The sequence below is a fragment of the Streptomyces sp. NPDC054956 genome (assembly GCF_053609185.1).
This window is the reverse complement of the sequence record NZ_JBSGXB010000042.1, coordinates 1-26,318: the sequence shown is the minus strand read 5'-3', so window position 1 is coordinate 26,318 and position 26,318 is coordinate 1. Positions and strand designations below refer to the sequence as shown.

The 26,318-nt window shown below is 71.9% G+C and carries 18 protein-coding genes and 1 pseudogene; 10 read left to right on the top strand and 9 right to left on the bottom strand.

Annotated features, from left to right (window positions below):
- Window positions 1-103: 103 nt before the first annotated feature.
- The 6 genes and pseudogenes from ACWGDE_RS10725 to ACWGDE_RS10700 form a co-directional block, all read right to left on the bottom strand.
- Window positions 104-2,419, bottom strand: a complete 2,316-nt coding sequence (locus ACWGDE_RS10725) for an FdhF/YdeP family oxidoreductase (protein ID WP_453388614.1) — start codon at window positions 2,417-2,419, stop codon at window positions 104-106.
- Window positions 2,420-2,657: 238 nt separating this feature from the next.
- Window positions 2,658-3,173, bottom strand: coding sequence for a rhodanese-like domain-containing protein (locus ACWGDE_RS10720; RefSeq protein WP_453388613.1), 516 nt, complete (start codon window positions 3,171-3,173; stop codon window positions 2,658-2,660).
- Window positions 3,174-3,388: 215 nt separating this feature from the next.
- On the bottom strand, window positions 3,389-4,333 hold the full coding sequence (locus ACWGDE_RS10715) for a helix-turn-helix domain-containing protein (protein ID WP_453388622.1): 945 nt from the start codon (window positions 4,331-4,333) through the stop codon (window positions 3,389-3,391).
- Between the two features lie 595 nt (window positions 4,334-4,928).
- Window positions 4,929-5,667: pseudogene (locus ACWGDE_RS10710) on the bottom strand (DUF7638 domain-containing protein).
- 69 nt (window positions 5,668-5,736) lie between these two features.
- Window positions 5,737-10,227 (bottom strand): hypothetical protein, encoded by a 4,491-nt coding sequence (locus ACWGDE_RS10705; protein ID WP_453388612.1) that lies wholly within the window; start codon window positions 10,225-10,227, stop codon window positions 5,737-5,739.
- A 73-nt stretch (window positions 10,228-10,300) separates the two neighbouring features.
- A complete protein-coding gene (locus ACWGDE_RS10700; RefSeq protein WP_453388611.1) occupies window positions 10,301-11,173 on the bottom strand; it encodes a hypothetical protein in 873 nt (290 codons plus the stop codon).
- A 169-nt stretch (window positions 11,174-11,342) separates the two neighbouring features.
- Between ACWGDE_RS10700 and ACWGDE_RS10695 the strand changes: the two genes are divergently transcribed.
- Genes ACWGDE_RS10695 through ACWGDE_RS10685 form a run of 3 tightly spaced genes read left to right on the top strand, consistent with a single transcriptional unit; the run spans window position 11,343 to window position 12,836 of the window.
- Window positions 11,343-11,609 (top strand): hypothetical protein, encoded by a 267-nt coding sequence (locus ACWGDE_RS10695; RefSeq protein WP_453388610.1) that lies wholly within the window; start codon window positions 11,343-11,345, stop codon window positions 11,607-11,609.
- A gap of 2 nt (window positions 11,610-11,611) precedes the next feature.
- Entirely contained in the window at window positions 11,612-12,175 is a 564-nt protein-coding gene (locus ACWGDE_RS10690) for an RNA polymerase sigma factor (RefSeq protein WP_453388609.1), read from the top strand.
- On the top strand, window positions 12,168-12,836 hold the full coding sequence (locus ACWGDE_RS10685; protein WP_453388608.1) for a hypothetical protein: 669 nt from the start codon (window positions 12,168-12,170) through the stop codon (window positions 12,834-12,836). Before ACWGDE_RS10690 ends, ACWGDE_RS10685 begins: the two co-directional genes overlap by 8 nt.
- Window positions 12,837-13,332: 496 nt before the next feature.
- Here ACWGDE_RS10685 and ACWGDE_RS10680 read toward each other — a convergent pair whose 3' ends face one another.
- The 3 genes from ACWGDE_RS10680 to ACWGDE_RS10670 all read right to left on the bottom strand — a co-directional run bounded on the left by ACWGDE_RS10680 (window position 13,333) and on the right by ACWGDE_RS10670 (window position 18,314).
- Window positions 13,333-14,295: a hypothetical protein gene (locus ACWGDE_RS10680; protein ID WP_453388607.1), complete on the bottom strand. Its 963-nt coding sequence runs from the start codon at window positions 14,293-14,295 to the stop codon at window positions 13,333-13,335.
- A gap of 61 nt (window positions 14,296-14,356) precedes the next feature.
- On the bottom strand, window positions 14,357-16,516 hold the full coding sequence (locus tag ACWGDE_RS10675) for a WD40 repeat domain-containing protein (protein WP_453388606.1): 2,160 nt from the start codon (window positions 16,514-16,516) through the stop codon (window positions 14,357-14,359).
- A 301-nt stretch (window positions 16,517-16,817) separates the two neighbouring features.
- On the bottom strand, window positions 16,818-18,314 hold the full coding sequence (locus ACWGDE_RS10670; RefSeq protein WP_453388605.1) for a cellulose binding domain-containing protein: 1,497 nt from the start codon (window positions 18,312-18,314) through the stop codon (window positions 16,818-16,820).
- Between the two features lie 401 nt (window positions 18,315-18,715).
- Here ACWGDE_RS10670 and ACWGDE_RS10665 point away from each other — a divergent pair, with 401 nt between their 5' ends.
- From ACWGDE_RS10665 to ACWGDE_RS10635, 7 genes are all read left to right on the top strand, one after another.
- Window positions 18,716-19,315 carry a DapH/DapD/GlmU-related protein gene (locus ACWGDE_RS10665; RefSeq protein WP_453388604.1) on the top strand — a complete coding sequence of 200 codons (600 nt, stop codon included), beginning with the start codon at window positions 18,716-18,718 and terminating at the stop codon, window positions 19,313-19,315.
- Window positions 19,316-19,743: 428 nt separating this feature from the next.
- Window positions 19,744-20,922, top strand: coding sequence for a hypothetical protein (locus tag ACWGDE_RS10660; protein ID WP_453388603.1), 1,179 nt, complete (start codon window positions 19,744-19,746; stop codon window positions 20,920-20,922).
- Window positions 20,919-21,689, top strand: coding sequence for a WecB/TagA/CpsF family glycosyltransferase (locus tag ACWGDE_RS10655; protein WP_453388602.1), 771 nt, complete (start codon window positions 20,919-20,921; stop codon window positions 21,687-21,689). The genes ACWGDE_RS10660 and ACWGDE_RS10655 overlap by 4 nt, the downstream gene beginning before the upstream one ends.
- Window positions 21,689-22,945: a nucleotide sugar dehydrogenase gene (locus ACWGDE_RS10650; RefSeq protein WP_453388601.1), complete on the top strand. Its 1,257-nt coding sequence runs from the start codon at window positions 21,689-21,691 to the stop codon at window positions 22,943-22,945. The genes ACWGDE_RS10655 and ACWGDE_RS10650 overlap by 1 nt, the downstream gene beginning before the upstream one ends.
- 4 nt (window positions 22,946-22,949) lie before the next feature.
- Complete coding sequence (wecB, locus tag ACWGDE_RS10645) at window positions 22,950-24,116, top strand: non-hydrolyzing UDP-N-acetylglucosamine 2-epimerase (RefSeq protein ID WP_453388600.1); 1,167 nt, start codon at window positions 22,950-22,952, stop codon at window positions 24,114-24,116.
- Between the two features lie 121 nt (window positions 24,117-24,237).
- Complete coding sequence (locus ACWGDE_RS10640; RefSeq protein ID WP_453388599.1) at window positions 24,238-25,140, top strand: chain length determinant protein; 903 nt, start codon at window positions 24,238-24,240, stop codon at window positions 25,138-25,140.
- On the top strand, window positions 25,137-26,318 hold a 1,182-nt coding region (locus ACWGDE_RS10635; protein ID WP_453388598.1), incomplete at its 3' end, for an oligosaccharide flippase family protein. The genes ACWGDE_RS10640 and ACWGDE_RS10635, both read left to right, overlap by 4 nt.

Below are 26,318 nucleotides of genomic sequence, written 5' to 3'. Positions count from 1 at the left end.
GCGATCGCCGACGGCCGCGACACCAACGTGCCCCGGCCGCTGCCGTCGCCGCCACCGTACGCGGTCCCGCGCGGCGCGGACGTACCGGTGTCCGCGCGGTTCCTCAGATGACGACGACCGCGTCCGGGCCGCTGTCCGGCTCGAAGTGGATGACGACCGACTTGTACGCCGGGGTGTTGCTGATGTCCGAGGTGTGGTCGAGGGGCACCAGGACGGTGGCCTCCGGCATGTAGGCGGCGGCGCAGCCGGCCGCCGTGGGGTAGGGGACCACCTTGAAGTGGGCGGCCCTGCGTTCGCGGCCGTCGGGCCATTCGGAGACGAGGTCGGTGTACGCGCCCTCGGTCAGGCCGAGCGCGGTGATGTCCGCCGGGTTGACCAGGACCACGCGGCGGCCGTGGTGGACACCGCGGTAGCGGTCGTCGAGGCCGTAGATCGTGGTGTTGTACTGGTCGTGGCTGCGCAGGGTCTGGAGGAAGAGCCGGCCTTCGGGGAGGTCGGGGACCACCATGTCGTTGACCGTGAAATTGGCCTTGCCGGTGCGGGTGGGGAAGCGGCGCTCGTCGCGGGGTGCGTGCGGCAGGGCGAACCCGCCGGGCTCGCGGACCCGGGCGTTGAAGTCGTCGAAGCCGGGGACGACCCGTTCGATGCGGTCGCGCAGCCGGTCGTAGTCGGCCGCGAACTCCTCCCAGGGCACGTCGTCTTCGGGGCCGAGCGCGGCCCGGGCCATCGCGCAGACGATGCCGGTCTCCGAACGCAGCTCCGGTTCGCCCGTCAGGCGGCCGCGCGAGGCGTGCACCAGGCCCATCGAGTCCTCGACGGTCACGAACTGCGGGCCGGCCGCGGTGCGGTCCTCGTCCGAGCGCCCCAGGGTCGGCAGGATCAGCGCCCGCCGGCCCGTGACCAGGTGCGAGCGGTTGAGCTTGGTGGAGATCTGCACGGTCAGCGCGCAGCGGCGTACGGCTTCCTCGGTCACCGGTGTGTCGGGGGCCGCGGCGACGAAGTTGCCGCCCATGCCGACGAAGACCTTGACCTTGCCGTCGCGCATCGCCCTGATGGCGTTGACGGAGTCGTAGCCGTGGTGGCGGGGCGAGGTGAAGCCGAACTCCTTGCCGAGCGCCTCGTGGAAGGCCTCGGCGGGGCGCTCGTAGATGCCCATGGTGCGGTCGCCCTGCACGTTGGAGTGGCCGCGGACCGGGCAGACGCCGGCGCCGGGGCGGCCCACGTTGCCGCGCAGGAGCAGGAAGTTGACGATCTCGCGCAGGGTGGGCACGGAGTGCTTGTGCTGGGTCAGGCCGAGCGCCCAGCACACGATGACGCTCTTCGCCTCGAGCACCATCCGCGCGGCCCGCTCGATCTGCTCGCGGGGCAGTCCGGTGGCGGCGAGGACCTCCGCCCAGTCGGTGGTGCGGGCGTCCTCCTCCCAGGCCTCGTGGCCGAGGGTGTGCTCCCGGATGAAGGCGCGGTCGATGACGCCGGCGGCCGGGTCCGCGTCGTCGGCCTCCAGCAGGAGCAGGTTCAGCGCCCGGAACAGGGCGAGGTCGCCGCCCGCGCGGATCTGCAGGAACAGGTCGGTCAGCTGGGTGCCGTCGCCCACGACCCCGCGCGGGCGCTGCGGGTTCTTGAACCGCTCCAGGCCGGCCTCGGGCAGCGGGTTGACGCTGATGACCCGGCCGCCGTTGCCCTTGGTCTGTTCCAGGGCGGCCATCATCCGCGGGTGGTTGGTGCCCGGGTTCTGCCCCGCGACGATCACCAGGTCCGCGTGGTGGATGTCCTCCAGGGACACGCTCCCCTTGCCGACCCCGAGGGTTTCCACCAGGGCGTCCCCGGTGGCCTCGTGGCACATGTTGGCGCAGTCCGGGAGGTTGTTGGTGCCCAGGCGCCGGGCGAAGAGCTGGAGGGCGAAGGCCGGCTCGTTGGGGGTGCGCCCGGAGGTGTAGAAGACGGCCTCGTCGGGCGAATCCATGGCGGCGAACTCCTCGCCGATGATCTCGAAGGCCCGCTCCCAGACGACCGGGACGTAGTGTGAGGCGCCCTCTTCGAGCAGCATCGGGTGCGTGAGCCGGCCCTGCTGCCCCAGCCAGTAGCCGGACATGCCGAGCAGTTCGGGCACGGAGTGCCGGGCGAAGAACTCGGGCGTCACCCGCCGCCGGGTGGCCTCCTCGGCCACGGCCTTGGCGCCGTTCTCGCAGAACTCCGCCCGGTGGACCTTGCCCTCCTCGGGCCAGGCGCAGCCCGGGCAGTCGAAGCCGTCGGGCTGGTTGACGCGCAGGAGCGTACGGGCGCTGCGTACGACTCCCATCTGCCGCCGCGCCATGCGCATCGCGTTGGTCACCGCGTGCACGCCCACCGCGTGGTGGCGTGGCGGGGTGATGCGGGGGTCGTCCTGGGCGGGATCGGACCCGGGCGCGCGGCCGGCCATGGTGCTCCTCGGGTTGGCGCGGGCCCGCCACGGTGCGTCGCGGGTCTCGGTGGGACCGGCGGTGCGATCTCGGCTTTCCACGCTACGGGGACGGGTGCGGCCGCCTCACGGGCCGAAGGCAACCCCGTGCACAAGACGAAGTGCCCCCGGCTCCCGTACCGAAGGCCCGTACGGGCCCGCCCATCGGCCCCCTCGCGGGCCCCTCGCGGGCCCCGCCGCCTGCCCGTACCGCACCGGTTCAGCAGGCGCAGGAGATGCCCGAGCGCGGCGCGGTCAGGTCGTCGACCCGGCGCTGGTCGGCGCCCTGGGCGGTCTCGTAGGCGAAGCCCTCGCGGACCCAGTACTCGAAGCCGCCGATCATTTCCTTCACCTGGTAGCCGAGCCGGGCGAAGGCGAGCGCCGCACGGGTGGCACCGTTGCAGCCGGGGCCCCAGCAGTAGGTGACCACGGTCATGGACGGGTCGATCATGGCCGGCGCCAGCTCGGCGATCCGCGCCGTGGGAATGTGCAGCGCGCCGGGGATGTGGCCCTGGTCCCAGGACTCGACGCTGCGGGAGTCGACCACGACGATGCCGGGGACGCCGGCGAGGAGGTCGGCGCGGACGTCGGAGACGTCGGCCTCGAAGGCGAGCCGGGCGGCGTAGTGGGCGGCCGCGTCGGCCGGGGCGGCGGCGGGGACGGAGAGGACGGCGCTGGTGACCGCGGCGGTGGCGGTGGTGGCGGTGGCGGGGGCGGTGGCGAGGATGGCGGACATCGGCTGGCTCCTTGTGCGGGGCGGTACGGGGCGGGGCTCTGCGCGCCGTCCGGGTGGTTTCCCTTGCGGCGATGACTCCATCCTCTGTCCCGTGCCCGCACGCTTCGAGTGGCGTGAACGCCTCCGTTCGTCAAGATCCCGCCAACGGAGGGAGGCGTCCAGGAGCGCCCGTAATCATCCCGGTTCGCCCGGATCGAATGGAGGCCCGGCGGCCGTCAGGCCCGCGGAACGGCCCTGACGAACGCCTTCCGGTAGGCCGTCGGCGTCGTGCGCATCTGCCGCGTGAAGTGATGCCGGTACGTCGCCGCCGAGTCGAAGCCGACGGCTGCGGCCACCTCATCCACCGTGCCCTCCCCCGACTCCAGCAGCGGAAGGCTCGCGGAGATCCGCTGGGAGACGACCCAGCGCATCGGGCTCACTCCGTTGCGGCGGGCGAAGTGCCGCAGGAAGGACCGCTCGGACATCCGGGCCTCGCGGGCCAGGGCCGTGACCGAGAGCGGGGTGTACAGGCGCCGCATGGCCCAGGTCATGCTCTGGGTGATGCCGTCGTCCGCCGCGTCGGGGCCGATCTCCCCGACCGCCGCCTCGATGAACTGGGCCTGCCCGCCCTCGCGGTGGGGCGGTACGACGAAACGGCGGGCCACGGTGTTGGCGACGGCGGCACCGTGGTCGGCGCGCACCAGGTAGAGGCAGAGGTCGATGCCGGCGGCGCTGCCCGCGCTGGTCAGCACGTCCCCGTTGTCCACGTACAGGACGTCCGGGTCGACCTCGATCCCGGGATGCCGCTCGGCGAGCGTACGGGCGTAGCGCCAGTGGGTGGTGGCGCGGCGGCCGTCGAGGAGGCCGGTCGCGGCGAGCGCGAAGGCCCCGGAGCAGATCGAGACCAGCCGCGCGCCCCGGGCATGAGCCCGGAGCAGGGCCTCGACGAGCTCGGGCGCTATCGCCCCGCCCGCCGAGGAGACCCCGGGAATGATCACGGTGTCGGCGGCGGCGAGCGCGTCGAGACCGTGCTCGGCGCGGAGGGTGAATCCACCGACCACGCGCAGGTCCCGCCCCGGCTCCGCCGAGCAGACCCGCAGGTCGTACCAGGGGATGTCCCCCAGCTCGGGCCGGGAGAGCCCGAACACCTCGACCACCACACCCAGCTCGAAGGGAGCCATGCCGTCGAAGGCGAGGACCGCCACCACGTGGGCGGGAGCGGGCTTCTTGATCTCGACGTCCACGACGGTCGTGGAGGGCACGGCGGAGACGGAGGGCACGGAAGTCATACGGGCACTCTATTGAACGGGCCCACAGCTCCCACACCTCCCGGAGGCCCTCCCGGCACGGTCCCACGGCTCCTCGAACTCGTCCCGGGTGATCTCCAGAGGAGCCCATGCGGGGTCGAACAGGTCGACGACGGGCGGATTGAACATCCAGTCGTCCGGCCCGCTTCGGATGGGGGCGGCGCTCCCGTCCTCAGCCGGCTCCACCTGCCGGGTCCGGCGCCCATCCGGTTCCACCTCCATGAAGCAGACCGTCCCGTCGCCGTTCGAGCTCGCGGGCCGACCGAGCACGGACCCACCACCAGGCGTCTCCCATTCCGTGGTCGTGCAGAACGAGGAAGCGTGCTTCGACCAAACGACGTACCTTGCCGAGGGCTTCCGCAGCCGATCCGCCAACCTGGGTCGTCGAGAAGGTCCGAGACGGAGCGGTCTCGCCGGGAAGGGCGCTCGTGTCCCGTCTCTCCGAGGGGCGACCGGAACCGCGGTCCGCCTACGGCACCTGAATCCCGGACCGGTGCATGTGGAGGTCGGAGCGGACGAGTTCGAGGAGCCGGCCGAGCCAGTTGCGGCCGTGGCCGCCGCTCTCACCCCAGAAGCTCGAGTACACGTCCTCGTAGAGCCTCCCGGGCCGAGGTACCGGCATCCGCCGTCGCGACCGCGTCGTGGTCCTCCTGGCGTGCGAGCGACAGGGCCCAGTAGGCGTGTGCGACCCAGGGGTAGTTGGCCTTGCCCACGGTGATCGGCGCGGGGTAGTCGTTGCGCAGACCGGGCAGGCCTGGGTCCGTGGCCCGGTTCTCCTCCGTCCGGTCCTCGAGGAAAGCGTCGACGGCGGCCGGGCAACGACCCGTCGAGTCGGGCCGACCGTTCAGCTGGTCGATGGTGTCGCGGACTACAGCGAGGAGCACCTCAGGCGTGAGCTGGCTCTGGGGCTCACTGAACTTCCAGCGCGCCATACCGTGCGCGGCCGCCGGGGCGCCCTCCGGTAGGTCTGTGGCGACCCAGCCGGAGCGGAGCTTCTCCTCGAACTCCTCGAGGGTGACCAGGCCCCAGCAGTCGACGAGCCCGTCGGCACAGATGTCGGCATGGACACGGAGGTCGGTCAGGAAGTACCGGCCGTTGCGGATGAAGGCGTGCCGCCAGGTTCCGCGGACAACAGTCGGGCCGAAACGCCAGAGGTGCGTGGTGCTCCGGAACCCCGAGTGCTCTGCGCGAAGGAGCCGACTGCGCACATTGCCGTTCGCCCGGCACTCGCCGAAGTCACAGACACCAACCACCGGGTGTGCCGTGGCGAAGTGCGCTCAGGCGGGGGCGTCCGTGCGGAGGGCGAAGTAGGCGACCTCCGGGCCGTAGGCGATCACGAAGCCGGTGGCGGTGGCGGTGACGCAGCTTCCGCCGTGCGGCAGGTGGTAGCGGTGCACCTCCTCACCGGTGTTCAGGTCCCACACGATCGCGTTCCGGTCCTTGCCTGCGGTGACGGCCAGCGGCGAGCCGTCCGGACCGGACACGACCGCGACCGCACGCACGGGGCGGGTGTGTCCGACGAGGGTGTGCCGCTCGGTGCCCGAGACCAGGTCCCACACGATCACCGTGGCAGTGTCGTCGGCGGTGATGGCCAGCGGTGCGCCATCCGGGCCGGAGGTGACCGCGACCGCGCGCACGTACTGGGTGTGTCCGGTCAGGGTGTGCCGCTCGGTGCCCGACACGAGGTCCCACACCCTTGCCGTGAGGTCCTTGCCGGCAGTGACGGCCAAGAGCGAGCCGTCGGCGCCGGCCGTGATCGCGACCGAGGAGATCGGGTGGGCGTGTCCGGTCATGGTCTGCCGTACGGTGCCCGACAGCAGGTCCCACACGATCACCGTGCGGTCGTCGCCGACGGTGACGGCCAGCGGTGACCCGTCCGGGCCTCCGGATGCGACCGCGACCCCGTTCATCTGGCGGGTGTGTCCCCTCAGGGTGCGCCGCGGGGTGCCCGATTCCAGATCCCATACGGTCACAGGCCGGTGCTGGCTGATGGTGACGGCCAGGAGCGAGCCGTCCGGTCCTCCGGACGCGACCGCGACCGCACGCATCGGGCCGGCGAGCCCCCTGAGCGACGGCCGCGCTGTGCCCGACTCCAGGTCCCAGACGAGCGCCGTGCCGTTGTGGCAGACGGTGACGGCCAGCTCCGAGCCGTCCGGGCCGGATGCGATCGCGGTCACCGGATGGGTGTGTCCGGTCCGGGTGTGCCGCGCGGTGCCCGGCACCAGGTCCCACACGATCGCGGTGTGGTCCTGACTGGTGGTGACGGCCAGTAGGGCGCCGTCAGGTCCCGGAGTGACCGCCACCGCGAAGATCCAGTCGGTGTGTCCGGTCAGGGTGTGCCGTGCGGTGCCCGACTCCAGATCCCAGACGATCGCGGTGCGGTCGTCGCCGACGGTGACGGCCAGCGGTGTGCCGCCCGGGCCGGACGCGACCGCGACCGCGCGTACCGGGCGGGTGTGACCGGTGAGAGAGTGCCGTGCGGTGCCCGAGTCCAGGTTCCACACGATCACCCTGCCCTGGTGGTCGGCGGTCACGGCCAGCGGTGTGCCGTCCGGGCCGGACGCGACCGCGATCGCACGCACGGGGCGGGTGTGTCCGGTCATCGTGTGCCGTTCGGTGCCCGCATCCAGGTCCCACACCCGCACGGTGCCGCCTTCGTCGGAGGTGACGGCCAGCGGCGAGCCGTCCCGGCCGGAGGTCATCGCGACCGTGGCCACCGGGCTGGTGTGTCCGGTCAGGGTGTGGCGTGCGGTGCCCGACAGCAGGTCCCACACCTTCACCGTACGGTCCTTGCCCGCCGTGACGGCCAGCGGAATGCCGTCCGGTCCGGTGGCGACCGCGAGCGCGGTCAACGCACCGCGGTGCGCCGTCCAGGTGTGCCGCATGGTGCCCGAATCCAGGTTCCACACGATCACCGTGCCGCCGTCGTCGGCGGTGAAGGCCAGCGGTGCGCCGTCGTTGCCGGACGCGGACGCGGACACAGCCGCGGTGACCGGGTGGATGTGTCCGGTCAGGGTGTGCCGCGTGGTGCCCGCCTCCAGATCCCACGCGATCACCGTGCCGCTTTCGTCGGCGGTGACGGCCAGGAGCGAGTCGTCCGGGCCTCCGGACGCGACCGCGACCGCGGTCACGGGGTGGGCGTGTCCGGTCAGGGTGTGGCGTGCGGTGCCCGACAGCAGGTCCCACACCTTCACCAAACGGTCCTTGCCCGCCGTGACGGCCAGCGGAATCCCGTCCGGTCCGGTGGCGAGCGCGATCAGAGAACCGAAGTGCTCGGTCAGGGTGTGGCGGCGGGCCGTGTGGGTCAGGCGGGTCGCCCAGCGCGGGGTGAAGGGCTTCGCGCCTTCCTCGGTGGCGATGAGGTCTTGGGCGATTCCGGGTTGCTGCCAGGCCAGGGCGTCCAGGGCGAGCAGGTCACGGCGGGCCCCGAGAACGTGGCGGTCCGGGTGGAAGGGAACGGTCGAGCGGTAGATGTCGGCGTGCAGGACGGCCCGTTCGGCGACGGCGTGGTGCAGGTACGGGGCCAGGCTGTCGGGATCGGCGTGGAGGACGTACTCCAGGTTCGTCAGCAGCTGGTCCACGGCGTCGCCACCGGCTTCGTGGGCATGGACGACGGCGTGCCGCAGCAGGTACGGGCCGGCCGGCGCCCAGGCTTGCGTGCCTTCCGCGGAAACGGGGACGGCGGCGGTCAGCACGCGGTGGACGGCGGCCGGGTCGGTGCCGGCCTCGGTGTGCTCGGCCAGGGCCTGGTGGAAGTACCGGTACAGCAGCCGGTGGTCGGAATCGGGGGTGGTGCGCAAGTAGAACGCGGCCTTGCCCAGGACGCGGCGCGTGTCGGCCAGGGTCGGGGTGGGCCGGTGCGGGTCCGCGGGACGGGCGGCGAGCGCCACGGCGTGGATCAGGTCGGCGGGCATGCCGGCGCCGCGGGCTCGGCCCACGGCGGCGAGCACCGGGTCGATCCACGGGTCGGCGGCGGCCAGGGTGGCGCGGTGCAGGTCGAAGACCTCGGTGATGCTGCACGGCGGTGTGGGCGAGCCGCCGCCGCCGGTGGCCAGCAGGTGCTCGGCGTAGAGCCCGGCGACCAGGAACGCTCCGTGGTCGGTGTAGGCGGCCAGCCGGGCGGCGAACTCCGGGACACGGGGACGGGCGGGATGCCGACGGGGCAGGAGTTTGCGCAGATAGCCCTCCAGGTCCGCGGCGAGCACGGACCGCTCGGCCTCGTCCGCCGGGTCCAGGTCCAGTACCGCGCCGGGGTGCTCCTGGAGCAGGCCGTGCAGCGCGGGCAGGCTGTCCCACCAGGGCCGGGTGCCCACCAGCACCCGCACGTTCCCGTCGGCCGCCCGGCCGGGTTCGTCCGCCAGGGCGGCCAGGGGCAGCAGCAGTTCGGTGACGGTCCCGGCCGGGTCCCCGGCCTCGTCCAGGGCGTCGAGGATCACCAGCACGTCCCCGGCACCGCGCAACGCTGTCAGGAGGCCCGCCACGCCCGCGTCCTCGGGCCGGTCCCGGGCGGTGTCCGGCTGGTACGGGCCTCCGGCGCGGCCCCCGGGACGGCCGCAGGCGGGGTACTGGCGGCGCAGTTGGGCGTGCAGGGCCTCGGTGATCTGGGCGAGGGACAGCTGCCGGGCATGCACTGCCAGTACGGTGGCGGGCTGACGCGGTTCGAAGCCGGGTACGGCGTTGCCGATGCGCTGGCCCAGCTGCGGCTCGGATTCCAGGTCCGGGTGGAGCAGGCAGGCCGTCACGCCCAGCAGCGCGGACTTGCCGCTGCCCGGGCCGCCGGTCACCGCCAGGACCGGCCCCTGCTCGGCCGGGGAGGCATCGAGCCAGTCCTCGATCCGCTTCAGGGCCGAGGCCCGTCCGGAGAACGCGATCTCCGCGAGGTCGGGTCTGCCGGCGGCACGGGTGGCGAAGTGCAGCGGGTCCAGCCCCGGCGCGGCGCTCAGCGCGAACTCCCGCAGCCGGGGATCGATCCCGGCGACGACCCCGGCTGCCCCGGTGCGGTAGGCGGGGTTGCGGAAGAACGGCGCCTCGGTCGCGGTGGCAGCCGGGTCCGTGGTGCGCACCACCGTCCGCCCCGGCCGTCCGGCCGAGGCGTCGATCGCGACGAGCCGCCGGTCGATCACCGCGGCCAGGGTCTCGATCGGTACGAACTCCACGTTCGGTGACAGGTCCAGGTCACCGTCGGCCAGTTGCTGCAGCACCTGCGCCAGGGCGGTGCTCAGCCCGGCGCCGAATGCGGCCTGCCCGGCGGCGCTGGCCCCGATGAACCACACGCTGCGGGCGGCGTCCTGGGGCCGGCGGGCGACCAGCTCGGCCAACTGCTGCTCCACCAGCGCCTGTCCGGCCCCGCACACGTCCAGCACCAGGAGCACCGGGTGCCCGGAGCGTCCGGCCACCTTCCGCAGGTCGGCCACGCTCACGCAGGTCCCGTCCAGCATCTGTTCGCGCGTGTCGGCACCGGAGACCCCCAGGAACAGCTCGCCCTCGGAGCAGATCCCGTGCCCGGCGAAGTGCACCACCAGCGCCTCCCCGGGCGCGGCATGGGTGCGCAGCCGATCCCACCGGGCCAGGAACTCGGCCTTGTCGCACTCGGTCATCGGATCGCCGCCGACGAACAGCCCCAGCCGGTCGAACGCGGAAGCCACCTCCCGCACCGCCGGGCCCACCGACGGCAGCGAGTCCAGGCCCGTGTACCCGTCGTTGGCGTCCTCCTCGCTCACTTCGGCCTCGTCGAACACCCCGACCCCGGCCACCAGCGCCCGCACCATGCTCGGCCCCCCACATACGATCCCGGTCCCGACCCCTACCCCGATGCCGATCCGGTCCGGGGACGTGGTCGTGTCAGGAAAGGTAGGGGGCGATCGCCGCCGCGGTCAGCCCGTTGGCCAGATACCCGCCCAGCCCGTGGAACCCCAACCCGGTGTCGCAGATCTCGTCCGCATCCACCGGGAACACCTCGGCCAGACGCGAAGGCACCGCCACCAGGTCCCCGGCATCGGCCAGGTTCACCCACCGCCCCACCCCCGGAGGCATGGCACCCCGCCCGTCACGCAGCGCCGGGTCCAATCGCCGGGCCAGCGCCGGCACCCGCAACGGCGAGCCCAACGTCACCAGCAACTCCACCTGGAGATCGGGGAAGGCGTGCAGCGTCTCGTAGGCGACGTACGAACCCAGCGAGTGCGCGATCACCACGGACGGGCGCTCCCGGTCGATCGTGGCTGCCACCCGCTCCCGCACCAGGCGCCGCCGGTCCGGCCAGGTGGTGTACGCCTCCGCCTCCCGCAGGTTCGCCACCAGTGCCCGCTCGATCCGCCCGATCATCTGCTCTCGCACCACCCCGGCCAGCCCACCGTGCGTGTCGACCAGCCAGCCCAGCATCTGGCGCAGCGGCGCCAACCCCACGTTCATGGACTCCGCCGGCACCGCTGCCCCGGCCTCGGTCAGCCACTGCGCGACCAGCACCCGCTCCGGCGCGGTCAGGTCATCGAACCCGGCCGGCCGGCCGTCGTCCTGAACCTCCTCCGGAGCCCGGGTTCTCAGCAGATCCGCGTAGTAGGCCACCGCGACCTCCGGCACCACGGTCCCCGGCAGCAGCTTCTCCAGCCCCTCGGCCAGCCGCGGTCGCAGCTGCCCCGCCTTGCGCTCGGCCGCCAGCTCCGGTCCCGCACCCCGGACGTAATTGAAGATCCCATGCACGATCACCACAGGCGCCACGCAACCCACCCCCACGACACAACCGGATCCGCCGCCGTCCACCTACCCACAAGCAGTGAGCAGTCACCGTTCAAGATTTCTTTCGGTGCGATGTCACACTCGGGCCCTCTCCTTGCTTTAAGCACCAGACGCGGCGCTCCTCTGCACCGCCAAGTCGAGAGGGCAGATCGTGGATCCGACGATGACGGCGGTGGTGGCGGTGGTGACCGCAGTGATCGGTGCCTTGACCCGACTTGCGTACAGGGTGGTGAAGGAGCGGGCTGAAGTCCGCCGGGCGGAAGTCGCACAGCAGGGTCTCTCGGAGCGGGTCCGGTCCCTTCCGCCGGGCAGCCGCCTGTCGGAGCGGTCCACGGACCGTCAGGTCGAGATCCTGATCGGCGGTCCCGGCGTTCACGGCGGCCACGGCGGCCACGGCGGCCACGGCGGGGAGCAGTGACGGTGACAGAGCTTCCCGCACCACCTCACACCGACACCGTCCCCTCGGCCCTGCTGCAGATGGCGCCCGTCCAGCAGAACAACCGGTTCGAGGCGTTCTACACCTCGGAGATGACGAGGGTGTCGGCCTTCCTCATGAACCTGGGCGCGAGCCCCTATGAAGCGGCCGACGCCGCACACGAGGCCTTCCTGACACTGCTTCCGGACAAATGGCGGTCCCTCGACCACCCTGCGGCTTACCTCCGCAAGGTCGCGTACCGGAAGTACCTCCGTCAGACGAACAGCCGCGTCCTCCCGACGGACCCGGTGCCGGACCGGGAGGGCGGCACCTGTCCGGTCGAAGGCGTCATCCTCACCGACGGCCAGCAATACATGGTCGACCTCCTCGCGGCACTGCCGCCGGCGGAAAGGGAGGCCATGGCCTGGAACCTGGACGGCTTCAGCCACGAGGAGACCGCCAAGATCCTGGGCAAGAACCCCGCCGCGGTGCGGCAGGCCCATTTCCGTGCACGCACGCGACTGATCGATGTTCTCGGTCTGAAGAAGGAGGCGGAGACCAATGAGTGACCACGACCAGGACACCGAAACCTGCTCCGACGCCTCGGCCGGGGCTGCTCTCGACGTCCTCCTCACCAAGCACCAGATGGGCCTCCACACCGCACTCGCAGGAGCCCTGGACACCCGAGCCGGGTTCGCACGACTCGTTCGTACGCCGATCCCGCAGTGGTCCGTGGTCTCCCCGCCCGACATCGGACGGCAGACACCCGCCATCACGGTGCGCGTGACCGACCCGAAGATGTGGGTCGTGGAGAGCAGCTCCACCCTGGCATCCGCGGTGGACGCCGTCGAAGAGGAGCTCGAGGCCGTGGAGGCCTTGATCGACGAGATCGAGGAACACCAGGACCGGGACGCGACACCCCCGGGCGCGCAAATGAGCCCCATCGATGCCCTGCTACTCGTGCACAGCGAACTGACCCGCATCGCGGACCTGCTGGCCGGCCAGGAGATCACGAAGGAATCCGCCGGCTCCGAGTTCGACGTGCTCGAGGCGACCCTGGACAATCAGGTCGCCGCTTGGACCGACAAGGTCGCCGATGCCCCCCGCAACCCATGGCACATCGACATGAGGGAAGCGTTCCTCGACAGGGCCGAGAGCACCATGCTGCTCCACAAAATGATCGTCCGACTGTTCGAGGAAGCAGACGAGACGGTCCTGCAGTTCAACTGAAGGCCGACCGGCTCTGCCCCGTGACCACCACTCGTGCGTACGGGGCAGAGCCGCTTCGCCGCGGCGACGAACACCGGTCAGTCCACCCGAGATGGTGTACGAGCCTGCCAGCACCTTCTCCACGTCCTTGGGCACGTCATGGACGACGTACGGCTCGCGCCGCTTCACGGCCATCGAAAGGTTGCCGGCCGCGAGGGACCATGTGCCCTCCTCCGACCAAGGCTCGCCCACCTCGCCTCCTGTCACCGCCCAGTTCCCACCTTGCGACACCGTGATTCTGGCCCTGCCCCCGGTCTCGGCCTCGAAGTCCCAACTCCCTTGGAGGAGCGCGTCCAATGTCTGGAACTTGATGCCGGTGGAGTCGCCGTTGCGCGAGCAGGCGGCAATGGTGGCGGCCGGGGGCCATGGGAACAGCCCTCGATGAAGGAAGGACAGGAACGCATGGGCGGCGCCGATGCAGCCAAGCCGTTCCTGGCCGAGCCGGCTTCCCTACCGACTACGTGGCGCTGGGCGAACTCGCGGACGAGGCGTTCGCGGGGCGGAGCCGGTTGTGCCGCTTGCGGATGTCCTCAACCTGCTTGCGGTGAGCGGCGTTGGTGGCCAGCCCGTCGGCGACGGCGATGACCTCGGCGAACGGGTAGCGGGAGTTGGGCACGGGCCGCGCAAGCTCCAGGTTCCAAGCGATCTTGCAGACGGCGTCATGGATTCCACCGATGACCGCGGCCCGGGTGCTCGCCCGGCCGACAAGGCTGATCACCTGGTCGAACTGCTCGGCCACCGCGTACAGGGCGGCCAGTGTGCGCAGCGCGCTCTGGGTCGGTGCGGACGGGGCGATCGCCGCCGACACCCGGTCGCACAGGCCGGCGAGATCGTCGGTTTCGAGGCTGTGGGCGACCAGTGCCCAGCGGGCGCCGTCGGCAGGTGCGACGCGATCGTAGCCGCGGCCGTGCTCGGGGGAGGCCAACTCGCTGACGATGACGTCGAGGAGTGGTGTGATGTCGGTCGGCCGGTCGATGTGGCTCACCATGCGCATGGCGGCGTGACGAACGCCCAGTTCTTCCTGGTCGAGGCCGTCGAAGAGTGCGAGCAGGCACTGTTCCGGTATCAGGAGTCGGAGGTCGATGCGGTGGACCTCGGACGGTGCGACCTGCCGGAGTCGTCGGACGAGGCCCGGATCGTCGGTGCGGCACGCGTGGATCAGCAGGGCCTCAGTGATGTGGCGGCGGCTTCCCTCGCGCAGGTGGGCCGGCTCGGTGGGCTCGTTGACGAATGCCTGCGGGTCGCCGAGCAGGCCAACGAGACTGCTGGCGTCACCGGGAGCGATCGCTGCTCCGGCGTGCACCACCCTGCAAACGCCCCGCGCTTGGTCACGTACGTAGCGTGCGTCCGGGCCGCCGCGGCCCTCAAGCAGCAACTCGTCGGCAAACACCCATTCGGAAGTGGAAAGGTCGCTCGTCACTGCCCGATCCTAGGGCACGAGAATCGCCACTCTCTGGCGTTTTACCCGGTGAGCGGCCGGGTCAGCGGTCGGCCAGCAGCGCGACCTCCCAGCCGAATCCCGCCACCAGCCGGCCGTCCGGGGTCCAGGCCACCGTCTGGACCGGCGCGGGGAACGCCAACTCCACCCCGATCTGCCGGCCGGTGGTCAGGTCCCAGACCCGCACCGTCTCGTCGCCACCCGTGACCGCGACCGGGAGGCCGTTCAGCGTGGTCGTGGCCACCGCGTTCACCCGGTCGGTGTGTCCGGTGACAGGCACACCGACGGGCCGGCCGGTGGTCAGGTCCCATACCCGGACCGTCTCGTCGCCGCCGGTGATGGCGACCGGGAGGCCGTTCAACATGGTCGTGGCCACGGCGTTCACCCGGTCGGTGTGTCCGGTGAGAGGCTTGCCGACGGGCTGGCCGGTGGTCAGGTCCCATACCCGGACCGTCTCGTCGCCGCCGGTGACGGCGACCGGGCGGCCGTCGAGCACGGCAGTGGCCACCGCGTTCACCCGGTCGGTGTGTCCGGCGAGAGGCTCACCGACGGGCCGGCCGGTGGCCAGGTCCCAGACCCGCACCGTTGTGTCGTGGCCGGCAGTGAAGGCGACCGGGCCACCGTTCACCATGGTCGTGGCCACTGCCGAGACTTCGCTGGTGTGTCCGGTGAGGGGTTCGCCGACGAGCCGGCCGGTGGTCAAGTCCCAGACCCGCACCGTCCCGGCATAGCTCCCGGCAACGGCGACCGGGCGTCCGTCGAGTACGGCAGTGGCCACGGTGTTGACCCTGCTGGTGTGTCCGGTGAGGGGTTCGCCGATGGTCTGGCCGGTGGCCAGGTCCCAGACCCGTACCGTTTCGTCGTTGCCGGCGGTGACGGCGACCGGGCGGCCGTCGAGCACGGCAGTGGCCACGGAGTTGACCTTGCCGGTGTGTCCGGTGAGGGGTTCACGGACGGGCTGGTCGGTGGCGAGGTCCCATATCCGCAGGGTGCGATCCGAGCCGGCGGTGATGGCGATCGGACGGTCGTCGAGCACGGTCGTCGCCACGGCGTTGACCCTGCCGGCGTGTCCGGTGAGGGGTTCACCGATGGGCCGACCGGTGGGCAGGTCGAACACTTGCACCATCTCGCCGTAGCTGTCTGTGACGGCGACGGCGACCGGGCCACCGTTCACCATGGTCGTGGCCACTGCCGTCACCGCGTTGGTGCGTCCGATGACGGGTTCGCCGATGGGCCGGCCGGTGGCCAGGTCCCAGACCCGCACCGTCTCGCCGTCGCCCCCGGTGACGGCGACCGGGCGACCGTCAACCACAGCGGTCGCAACGGCGTTGACCATGCGGGTGTGTCCGGTGAAGGGTTCGCCGACGGGCCGGCCGGTGGCCAGGTCCCAGACCCGCACGGTTCGATCCCAGCTGGCGGTGACGGCGATCGGACGGCCGTCGAGCACGGCGGTCGCCACCTCGCACACGTCACGGGTGTGTCCGGTGAGGGGTTCGCCGACGGGCCGGCCGGTGGCCAAGTCCCAGACCCGCACCGTCTCGTCCTCGCCGGCGGTGACGGCGACCGGACGGCCCGCCACCACCGCGGTCGCCACCCCGAACACCCAGTCGGTGTGTCCGGTGAGGGGTTCGCCGACAGGCCGGCCGGTGGCCAGGTCCCAGACCGGCACCGTCTGGTGATTGCCGCCGGCGACGACGACCCGCCGGCCGTCCACCACGGCAGTTGCCAGCGCCCACACCAAGTCGGTGTGGGCGGTGAGGGGTTCGCCGATCGGCCGGCCGGTGGTCAGATCCCAGACTCGCACCGTCTCGTCCTCGCCGGCGGTGACGGCGACCGGGCGGCCGTCCACCACCGTGGTCGTCACCGCGACAACCCCACCGGTGTGGCCGGTGATGGCATACCGGAAGCGGTGGTCGACCTGGCCGCCGCCGGCCCACTCCACCCCCCACCGCGCGGGGGGCTCCCCCTCGACCGGTACGGCGTTGATCCGTGCCGACAGCTCCAGGTCCCCGTACCGGGCGGCGTCCAACGCCAGCATTCCCCGCCGTACCCCCGCGGCGGCGTCCCCGTGCAGGTGCACCGACGCCCGGTACACGGCCGCCGCCAACCGCCCTGCGGGCCCCGAAGCCCCTTCCAACCGCCCCAGCACCTCGGCCGGAGCGGCGTTCACCAGGAACGCCGGATCGGCCGGCTGCCCGTCCACCCCCACAAGCGCGACCTCAGCACCGCCAACACGCAGATCTTCTGACATGCCCGCATCCAACCACCCGCATCCGACACACCACGTTCACCAGGGCGCGGCACGGGACTGCACAGCGCATGACGTACGTCGCTGAACCCCTTTCACCCCGACCCGGCTGGTGTTGGGTCGGGATGGGCTTTTCGGTCGGTGCGTGACGGGGCGCCGGGTGCCGGGCCCGGCCGACCGGTTGGGCACGCGTCCTCCGCGTGGCCGACCGGGGCGGTCGGGGTTGTCGTGGCGGCCAGGGCGGGGGCTGGGCCGTCTAGCGGAGGGCGCCGAAGGCCGCGGTGAAGGCCAGGGGCTGCTGGAGTACGGAACTGCACGTCGCGTCGGCGTAGTTGACGGCGCCGGCCGGGCACTGCTTGTCGCGGGCCGCGGACCACATCGCCAGGCGGCCGAGTCCCTTCGCCTTCGCGAATTCCACGAGCTGGGTCGCGTCCGAGACGGTGAATATCTCGCTCGCCACGTCGTTCACGCCGATCATCGGCGTGACGGCCAGGGCCTTCCAGGCCGCCGCGTCGGACAGTCCGAGCACAGCCTTGACCTGCGCCTGCGTGGCCGTCGCGGCCTGGATCGCGTACTGCCCCATGTCCCCGCTGTAGGCCGGGCCGTAGTCCATCGCCATGATGTTGACCCCGTCGACCCGTACGCCCGCCTTCTTCGCGTCGGCGAGCAGCGCCACGCCGGGCTGGGTGAGGCCCTCCGGCATCACGGGCAGGGTGAAGGCCACGTCCAGGCCCTGGTGGGACTTCTGCAGCTGGGCGATGGCCTGCGCGCGGCGGGTGTTGGCCGCGGTGTCGGGCAGGGCCGCGCCCTCGATGTCGAAGTCGACCTTGGTGAGCCGGTACTGGTCGACGACCTTGCCGTACGCGGCGGCCAGTTCGTTCACGGTCGCGCAGTTCAGGGCCAGTTCGTGCCCGGCGGCACCGCCGAAGGAGACGCGTACGTCCCCGCCCCGGGCCCGCAGGGCCCCGATCTGTCCGGCCACCTTGTCGCTCGCGAGGTCGGTGACTCCGCCCCACATCGGGGCGCAGCCTCCGCCCGAGGTGATGAAGGCGAGGTGGAACTCCTTCACGCCCGTCTTCGCCGCGGTGTCGACCAGGTCGTAGGCGGGGTAGAGGGAGGTGTCCACGTACGGGGCGAAGCGTGCGCCGCCGGCCGGGGTTCCCGTCGCCGGCGGAGTGGTGACGGGTGCGGACGGGGAGGCGGTCTTCGTCGGCGGGCCCGAGGACGTGCCCGGCGCGGGTGCGCTCGCGCTCGGCGATGCCGATGCCGTCGGGGCGGTGGTGGGGCGGCCACCGGGCGTGGGTGCCGTGCCCTGGTCCGCCGAGCACTTCGCTCCGTCGATGCGGCAGGCCGTCGGGGCGCCGGGGGTGCCGGTCCCGCTCGCCACGAAGCCGACGGTGACGGAGGCCCCGGCGGCGAGCGTCGCGTTCCATTCGGCCGGCTTCACGGTGACGTGGCGCCCGGAGACCGTGTGGGTGCCGTTCCACAGGGAGTCGATCTTCGTGCCCGCGGGCAGGTCGAACTCCAGGGTCCAGCCCTGCCGCGACTGCCCGCTGTTGTTGGTGATCACGTACTGGCCGGTGTAACCGCCCGCCCAGGAACTGGACTTCGTGTAGACGGCGCCCACGGCGGCGGCCTGCGCGGTGCCGGTGAACAGGAGGGCGGCACCGCCGATCACCACCGCTGCCGCGACCGCGCCCACGGCCTTCGTCTTCGTGCTCGTCCTGCGCCGGTGACCGGAAGTGCTGCCCATCGCGTGCCTGCCTCTATGTGCGGGGGGAAATTGTGGGTGGGGATGCTGGGTGGGGATGCTGGGTGGGGGGATGCTGGGTGGGGGGATGGTGCGTGGGGGGACGGGGCGTGGGGGGATGCCCCGGGAATGACCGGTGGTCGGGGTTCCGGCAGTACGCTAGCCGCCCCGAAACGGACATTTGATCGATTCCAGGCGGGACGCCTGAGCCTTAGGTTCCGCTTAAGGAAGCGATGGGGAGGCGTTAAGCCTGCCGGGCGCCCGCCGGCGCCGGAATCCTCAAGTCCACTCCGTGAACAGTCGGTTGATCTGCACCGCGAGCCCCGCGCGGGGGGCATATGCTCCCCTCGTACGCCAGTACGCCGTGCATCCGAACGCCTCGCGAGCCGTAAGGGGACCGCCCCGTGAGTGTCCGAATTCAACCCTCCTCCCAGGTCGACGAGACGGCCGAACTCGGGGACGGGACCACCATCTGGGATCTGGCGCAGGTGCGGGAGGACGCGCGGCTCGGCCGGGACTGCATCGTGGGGCGCGGGGCGTACGTCGGACCCGGCGTGCGCATCGGCGACAACGTGAAGCTGCAGAACTACGCACTCGTCTACGAGCCCGCCGAACTCGGTGACGGAGTCTTCATCGGCCCGGCCGTGGTGCTCACCAACGACTTCTACCCCCGGGCGGTCGACCCCGACGGAAAGCTGAAGCGCGGCGACGACTGGGAGGCGGCCGGGGTCGTGGTGGCCGAAGGGGCCTCGCTCGGCGCCCGGTCGGTGTGCGTGGCCGGGGTGCGCGTGGGCCGCTGGGCGCTGGTGGCGGCCGGTGCGGTCGTCTCCCGGGACGTGCCGGACTTCGCCCTCGTCGCCGGGGTTCCGGCCCGCCGCATCGGCTGGGTGGGGAGGGCCGGGGTCCGCTTGGTGGAACGCGAGGGCGAGCCGGGAGTGTGGGAGTGCCCGCGGACGGGAGCGCTCCACCAGGAGTCGAACGGGACGCTGAGCGAGCTGACCTGACGGAACGTCCGCAATTTAGGTCAGCGGCATTTCCTCAAAACCACAATCAACGAACATCCTTGGGCATACCTTGTCCCTGTACACGGGATCTGAGCAGGCAACAGGCTGTGTTCAGTGGGGGGTTGTACACAACGAGGACATCACGGACAAGGTGACGGCAGGCGCGACAGCGTCCGCCCGGCGCCAATGTCCGTGCGTGCTCCGTCCGGGGCGTCACTGGAGGGGGATCCAGGAGGCGGCCGCGGACGGCTCGTGCCACCGGGGAGATCACGCCGCGGGCACGTGCCCCGTCATGCGCGGTCCCCTCCACGGAACGACGACCGCCGGGTCTGTCCGAGGAACAATTCAGAGGGGGTAAGTGTGTTGGAGCGGTTCGGCTCGGACATACGGGGTGTGCTCGGCACACAGGAATCCGGGGTGGGGACCCCGTGAAGTCCACACGGTTGGAAGCACTGGCTCACGAGGACGCCTCGCTGCACGCCCTGGCCGAGCGGCTGCTCGCGCTGGCGGAGGCGGGGCTGCCCGAGATGTACCTGCGGGACGCGGAGACCTTCGTCTTCACCCGGGTCGGGACGGTCACGTCCGACGGCACCCGCCGCGTGGAGCGGCGCGGGACCAGTACCCGGTACGCGGCCATCACCGCCCTGGGCGCCCGGTTCCTGCCCGAGGAGCGTCAGCGCGCCCTGTTCGGCGGGCTCACCGCCGCGGAGTTCACGGCGCTGCTCGTGGACAGGCTGCCCGCGGTGACGAACCTCGGCGACGCCGCGCTCATCGCGTGGGCCGCCGCCGAGACCGGGCACCCGAAGCTGGCCGACGCCCTCGCGCGCGTGGCCGTACTCGACGTCCCCGGACGGCCGCAGTACACGGTCGAGGCGGCCTGGGTGCTCTCCGCGCTGTCCGCCGCCCGCGCCGAGGTGGACGTGGAGTACCGGCTCACGGCCGCCCGCGACCGCCTGCTGGCGTCCAGGGTCGGCGACAGCCCGCTGTTCCCGCACGCCACCGGGCCGGGGCTGGTTCCCGGCTACCGCTCGCACGTGGCCTGCTTCGCCGACCAGACCTATCCGCTGCAGGCGCTGGCCCGGCTGCACGCGAGCGGTTCGGACCCGCGGGCCCTCGCGGCCGCCGACGCGTGCGCCGCCCGGATCTGCGCCCTCCAGGGGGACGGCGGACAGTGGTGGTGGCACTACGACGCCCGCACGGGCGGCGTGGTGGAGGGATACCCCGTCTACAGCGTCCACCAGCACGCCATGGCCCCGACCGCCCTCTTCGACCTGGCCGAGGCCGGCGGCACCGACTTCGGCGCCGAGATCCGCCGCGGACTGCGCTGGATGACGGCCGTGCCCGAGATCGCCGGGCCCGACGGCACCCCGCGCGAGCCCATGATCCTCGAGGACTACGGGGTCACCTGGCGCAAGGTCTACCGCGGCGACCCCGTCAAGGCCGTCCGCGCCGCCCGCGGGCTCACCACCCGCGTGCTCCCGCAGGCCCGGCTGGCACCGCTCGACCGGGTCTTCCGCCCCCTGGCGGTGGACCGGGAGTGCAGGCCCTACGAGTTCGGCTGGCTCCTGCACGCCTGGCTCGGGCGGCTCGAGGGGCTCGGGGAATGAACCACAGACAGACCCTCTTCGGGGTCGCCCTCGACGCACTGACCATGGACGAGACCGTCCGGCGCTGCCTGGAGGCCGTACGGCGCGGTGAGCAGATCGAGATCGGCATGGTCAACGCCGCCAAGCTGGTCAACATGCGCCGCGACCCCCGCCTCGCGGCGGCGGTCGCCGGCTGCGACCTCGTCCTGGCCGACGGCCAGGCCGTGGTGTGGGCCGGCCGCGTGCTCGGTGTCCGGCTGCCCGAACGGGTCGCCGGAATCGACCTGTTCATGCGACTGCTGGCCGCAGCCGAGACCGCGGACGTACCCGTCTACCTGCTCGGCGCCCGTCAGGACGTACTGGAGCTGATGCTCCGGCGGATCTCCGAGCAGTTCCCGGCGCTGCGCGTGGCGGGCAGCCGCAACGGCTACTTCGAGGACGCCGAGCAGGGCACGATCGCCGACGCGGTCGCCGACAGCGGCGCACAGCTGCTGTTCCTCGGCATGACCTCGCCCAAGAAGGAGATCTTCACCGCCGGTTACGGCAAGCGCACCGGCGCCCACGTGGTGCACGGTGTCGGCGGTTCCTTCGACATCCTGGCCGGCATCACCAAGCGGGCTCCGCTGGTGTGGCAGCGGATGGGCCTCGAATGGTTCTACCGCACCCTCCAGGAGCCGCGCCGCCTGGCCAAGCGCTACTTCACCACCAATGCCGCCTTCCTCCTCATGACGGTCCGGGAACTCATCCGCCGCACCCCGTCTGCCGGTTCCGCGAACAGGAGTCACTGATGCGTGTCGTCGTCGTGGGACAGGGTTACGTCGGCCTTCCGCTGGCCATCAGGGCCGCCGAGGTCGGACACCAAGTGGTCGGGTACGACGTGGACGCGCGGCGGGTCAAGAGCCTCGCCGCCGGCGAGTCGTACGTGGAGGACGTCTCCTCCGAACGGCTGAGCCGGGCCCTGGAGGCCGGCACCTACCAGGCCAGCGAACTCGCCCGCGACTGCGGCGGGTTCGACGTGGCGGTCGTCACGGTCCCGACCCCCTTGCAGGACGGCGCCCCCGACCTGCGCTACATCGAGGAGTCGGCCCACACGCTGGCCCGCTTCCTGCGGCCGGGCGCGACCGTGGTGCTGGAGTCCACCACCTATCCGGGCACCACCGAGGAACTGTTCGGCCCGATCCTGGAGGACGGCTCGGGGCTCACCGCCGGTGTCGACTTCCACCTGGGCTACAGCCCGGAGCGCATCGACCCGGGCAACACCGTCTGGGGCTTCCAGCAGACGCCCAAGGTCGTCTCCGGGGTGAACGCCGCCTCCCTCGAGGCCGTCGAGACCTTCTACGCGGGCCTCGTCGACAAGACGGTGCCCGTGCGCTCGCCCAAGGAGGCCGAGCTGGCGAAGCTGCTGGAGAACACCTTCCGGCACGTGAACATCGCCCTCGTCAACGAGATAGCCATGTTCGCCCGCCACCTCGACATCGACGTGTGGCAGACCATCGAGGCCGCGGCCAGCAAGCCGTTCGGCTTCATGAAGTTCACCCCGGGCCCCGGGGTCGGCGGTCACTGCCTGCCGATCGACCCGTCGTACCTGTCCTGGCGGGTGCAGCGCGAACTCGGCCAGAACTTCCGCTTCGTCGAGCTGGCCAACGACATCAACAGCCACATGCCCGAGTACGTCTCGCGCCGGGTCATGGACGCGCTCAACGCCAAGAAGCGCTCGGTCAACGGCTCCCGGGTCCTGCTCCTCGGGCTCGCCTACAAGAAGAACACCGGCGACGCCCGGGAATCGCCCGCCGTGCGCGTGGCGCAGCTGCTCCTCGACATGGGCGCCAAGGTCCGCGCGGCCGATCCGCACGTGGTGGAGAGCATCAAGGTGGACGCCCGCCTCTCCAGGGTCGAGCCGACCAAGAAGGAGCTCGCGGCCGCCGACGTGGTCGTCCTGCTCACCGATCACGACGCCTTCGACTACGCGATGATCACCGAGCACGCCTCCTTGATCCTGGACTGCCGCAACCGGGTGTCCGGGCCCAAGGTGGAGGTGCTCTGAGATCATGACGAGGATCATCTGCGTGGCCGGCGCACGGCCCAACTACATGAAGATCAAACCGGTGATGGACGCCCTGGAGCGCCGCGGCGCCGAGGTCGTCCTGGTCCACACCGGCCAGCACTACGACGACTCCATGAACGACGTCTTCTTCCGCGACCTGGGCATCCGTCCCCCCGACCGCTACCTGGGGGCCGGCTCCGGCAGCCACGCCCAGCAGACCGGCCGGGTGATGGCGGCCTTCGAGCCGCTGGTCGAGGAACTGGCCCCGGACGCAGTCGTGGTGGTCGGCGACATCAACTCCACGCTCGCCTGCGCCCTGGTCACCGCGAAGGCCGGCCCGCTGCTGGCCCACGTGGAGGCCGGACTGCGCAGCCGGGACTGGAGCATGCCCGAGGAGGTCAACCGGGTCGCCACCGACCGCGTCAGCGACTACCTGCTGGCCCCCTCCCCCGACGCCGCCGCGAACCTGCGGGCGGAGGGGTACCGGGAGGACCAGATCCACGTCGTCGGCAACGTCATGATCGACACCCTGCTCGCCAACCTGGAGCGGGCCAGGGCCTCCGACGTCCTCGACCGCTACGGGCTCACCCGCGGCGGATACGGACTGGTCACCCTGCACCGGCCGGCCAACGTCGACGATCCCGCCGCGCTGCGGGGCCTGTTGAAGGCCCTGGGCGAGATCTCCGACCGCTGCCCGCTCCTGCTGCCCGTGCACCCGCGGGCGGCCGAGCGGCTCGCCGAGATCGGGGTCCCGGGCGGGATCCGGCTGGTGCCGGCGGCCGGTTACCTCGATTTCATCGCCCTGCAGGACTCCGCCCGTCTGGTGCTCACCGACTCCGGCGGCATCCAGGAGGAGACCACCGCGCTCGGCGTGCCGTGCGTGACCCTGCGGGAGAACACCGAGCGTCCCATCACGGTCGAGGAGGGCACCAACGTCCTGGCGGGCACCGACCCGGAGCGCATCACCGCCACGGTGCACCGGGTGCTCGACGATCCGCCCGCGGCGCGCTGCCCCGAGCTCTGGGACGGCCGCGCGAGCGAGCGCATCGCCGATGTCCTGCTCGACGGCGGCACCGCGGCGGCCCGTCCGCGGCCCACCGATCTGGTCGCCTCCGGAGCACCCGGAGCACCCGGAGCACCCGGAGCACCCGGAGCACCCGGAGCACCGTAACGACTCGGTACCGGCGCACCACGGGACCGCTTCGACACCGCACCATTTCAACAACCGTAATCACCGCAATGAACAGGGCGGCGGCGCGTGGGGACACGACGCCGCCGCGAGGGGGAAGACCATGGATCTCGCGGAGATCTGGCGGGTCATGCGCAGGCGCTGGTACGTACTGCTGCCCGGACTGCTGCTCACGGCCGCGCTGACCGCCGGCGTGTACGTGATGGTCCCGGTGGAGTACCTGTCGCAGAGCACGGTGACGCTGCTGAACTCGAAGAAGGCCACGGTGGCCTTCGACGGCAACCCCTTCCTGAGCACGCAGGCCTCGCTCACCGGCATGGCCGACGGCCTGGCCCGCAACCTCAACTCCGACGACTCCAAGGCCGACCTCAAGTCCCAGGGCGTCACCGGGAAGTACGAGGCGAAGATCGCCGACAACGCGCAGGGGCCCTTCATGTGGCTGAGCGTCACGGGCACCGATCCGGACGCCGTCCTGAAGTCGGACGAGATCTTCACCAAGTATGCCGAGAAGCGGCTCCAGGAGTTCCAGTCCCAGCAGGCGGTGGCGCCGGAGGCGATGATCCGCATGGCGACGATCGTCCCGCCCCAGAAGCCGGAACCGCAGGTCAAGACGCGGATCCAGTACCTGGTCATGGCGGGGGCGCTGGGCTTCGTACTCAGCCTGGTGGCCACCTTCTTCGTGGAGGCCCGCCGCCGCAAGGCCGAGAACCCCGCCGCGACGGGCAGGCGCCGGCCGCCCGTGGCCGCGGAGGCCTCGGCGTCCGAGGCCGCCGTGTTCGAGCCCGAGGTGTTCGAGCCCGTCGTGCCCGAACCCGTAGCTCCCGGGCCCGTCGCTCCGCGGCCCGTCGCTCCCGCGCCCGTCCGGCCCGAACCCGCCCCGCCCGCGACCCCCCGGTCCGGCGGCGTCGAAGCGCCCGACCCCTCGTCCACCACGACGGACCCCACCGCGACGATGGCCCTCAAGGTCCTGCCGTCCACCAAGTACCGCTCCAACGGATCGCCGTGACGGGCCCCGCGGCAGAGGCCGGTACCGGCGTCCAGAGCCCGCCCGAGGCACCCGCCCTGGGCCGCAAGGTAGGCTCCGCCGCCCGGTGGAGCCTGGTCAACACCGTGGTCATGCGGCTGGGCAACTTCGTCACCGGCATCGTCCTGGCCCGCTTCTTCCTCGGCCCCGAGGCCTGGGGCGTCTACGGGATCGCCCAGACGGTCCTGCTGGTCCTGCTCTCCGCGAACGAGCTCGGCGTCTCGCTGGCCATCGTGCGCTGGGAGGGCGACCCCCGCCGCTTCGCCCCGACCGTGCTCACCTTGAGCGCCGCCTCCAGCTGCCTGCTGTACGCCGTCCTGTTCGCGGCGGCCCCCGCGGTGGCCCGGGTGCTCGGTTCGCCCGAGGCCTCCGGGGTGCTGCGGGTGATGTGCGTGTGCGTGGTCCTGGACGGGCTGTCGCAGGTGCCCGCCGGCTTCCTGACCCGGGAGTTCGCGCAGGGCCGGCGGATGGCCATCGACGCCCTCAACTTCGTCCTCAGCACCGCGGTGACCCTGCTCCTGGCCGTCCAGGGCTGGGGCGCGATGAGCTTCGCCTGGGGCTCCGTGGCCGGCAACGTGGCCGCCCTCGTCGGGTGCTGCCTCGCCGCGCCCGGCACCCTGAGGTTCGGCTGGGACCGCGAGCAGGCCCGGGCGCTGCTGCGCTTCGGGCTTCCCCTGGCCGGGGCCAGCATGCTCGCCCTCGGCGTCGTCAACGTGGACACCATGGTGGTGGGCTCCGCCCTCGACCAACTGGCCCTCGGGTTCTACGTGCTCGCCTTCAACATCTCCGGCTGGCCCGTGCGGATCATCTCCGAGGCGGCCCGCCGCGTCTCCTTCGCCGGGTTCTCCCGGCTGGCCGACACACCCGGAGCGCTGGCCGGCGGATTCGGCCGCGCCCTGGGCGTGGTGATGACGGGCACGGTGCCGCTCTGCGTCCTGCTGGCCGCCCTCTCCGCACCGATCGTCGGGCTCGTCTACGGGGACCGCTGGCTGCCCGCGGCCGCCGCGCTGCCCTGGCTGATGGGCCTCGGCCTGGTCCGGATCGGCTGCGAACTCGCCTACGACTGCCTGGTGGCCATCGGCCGCCGGCGCTCCCTCATCGGGGTCCAGGCCCTGTGGCTCGTCATCCTGATCCCGGCCCTGGTGGTCGGCGCCGGGGCC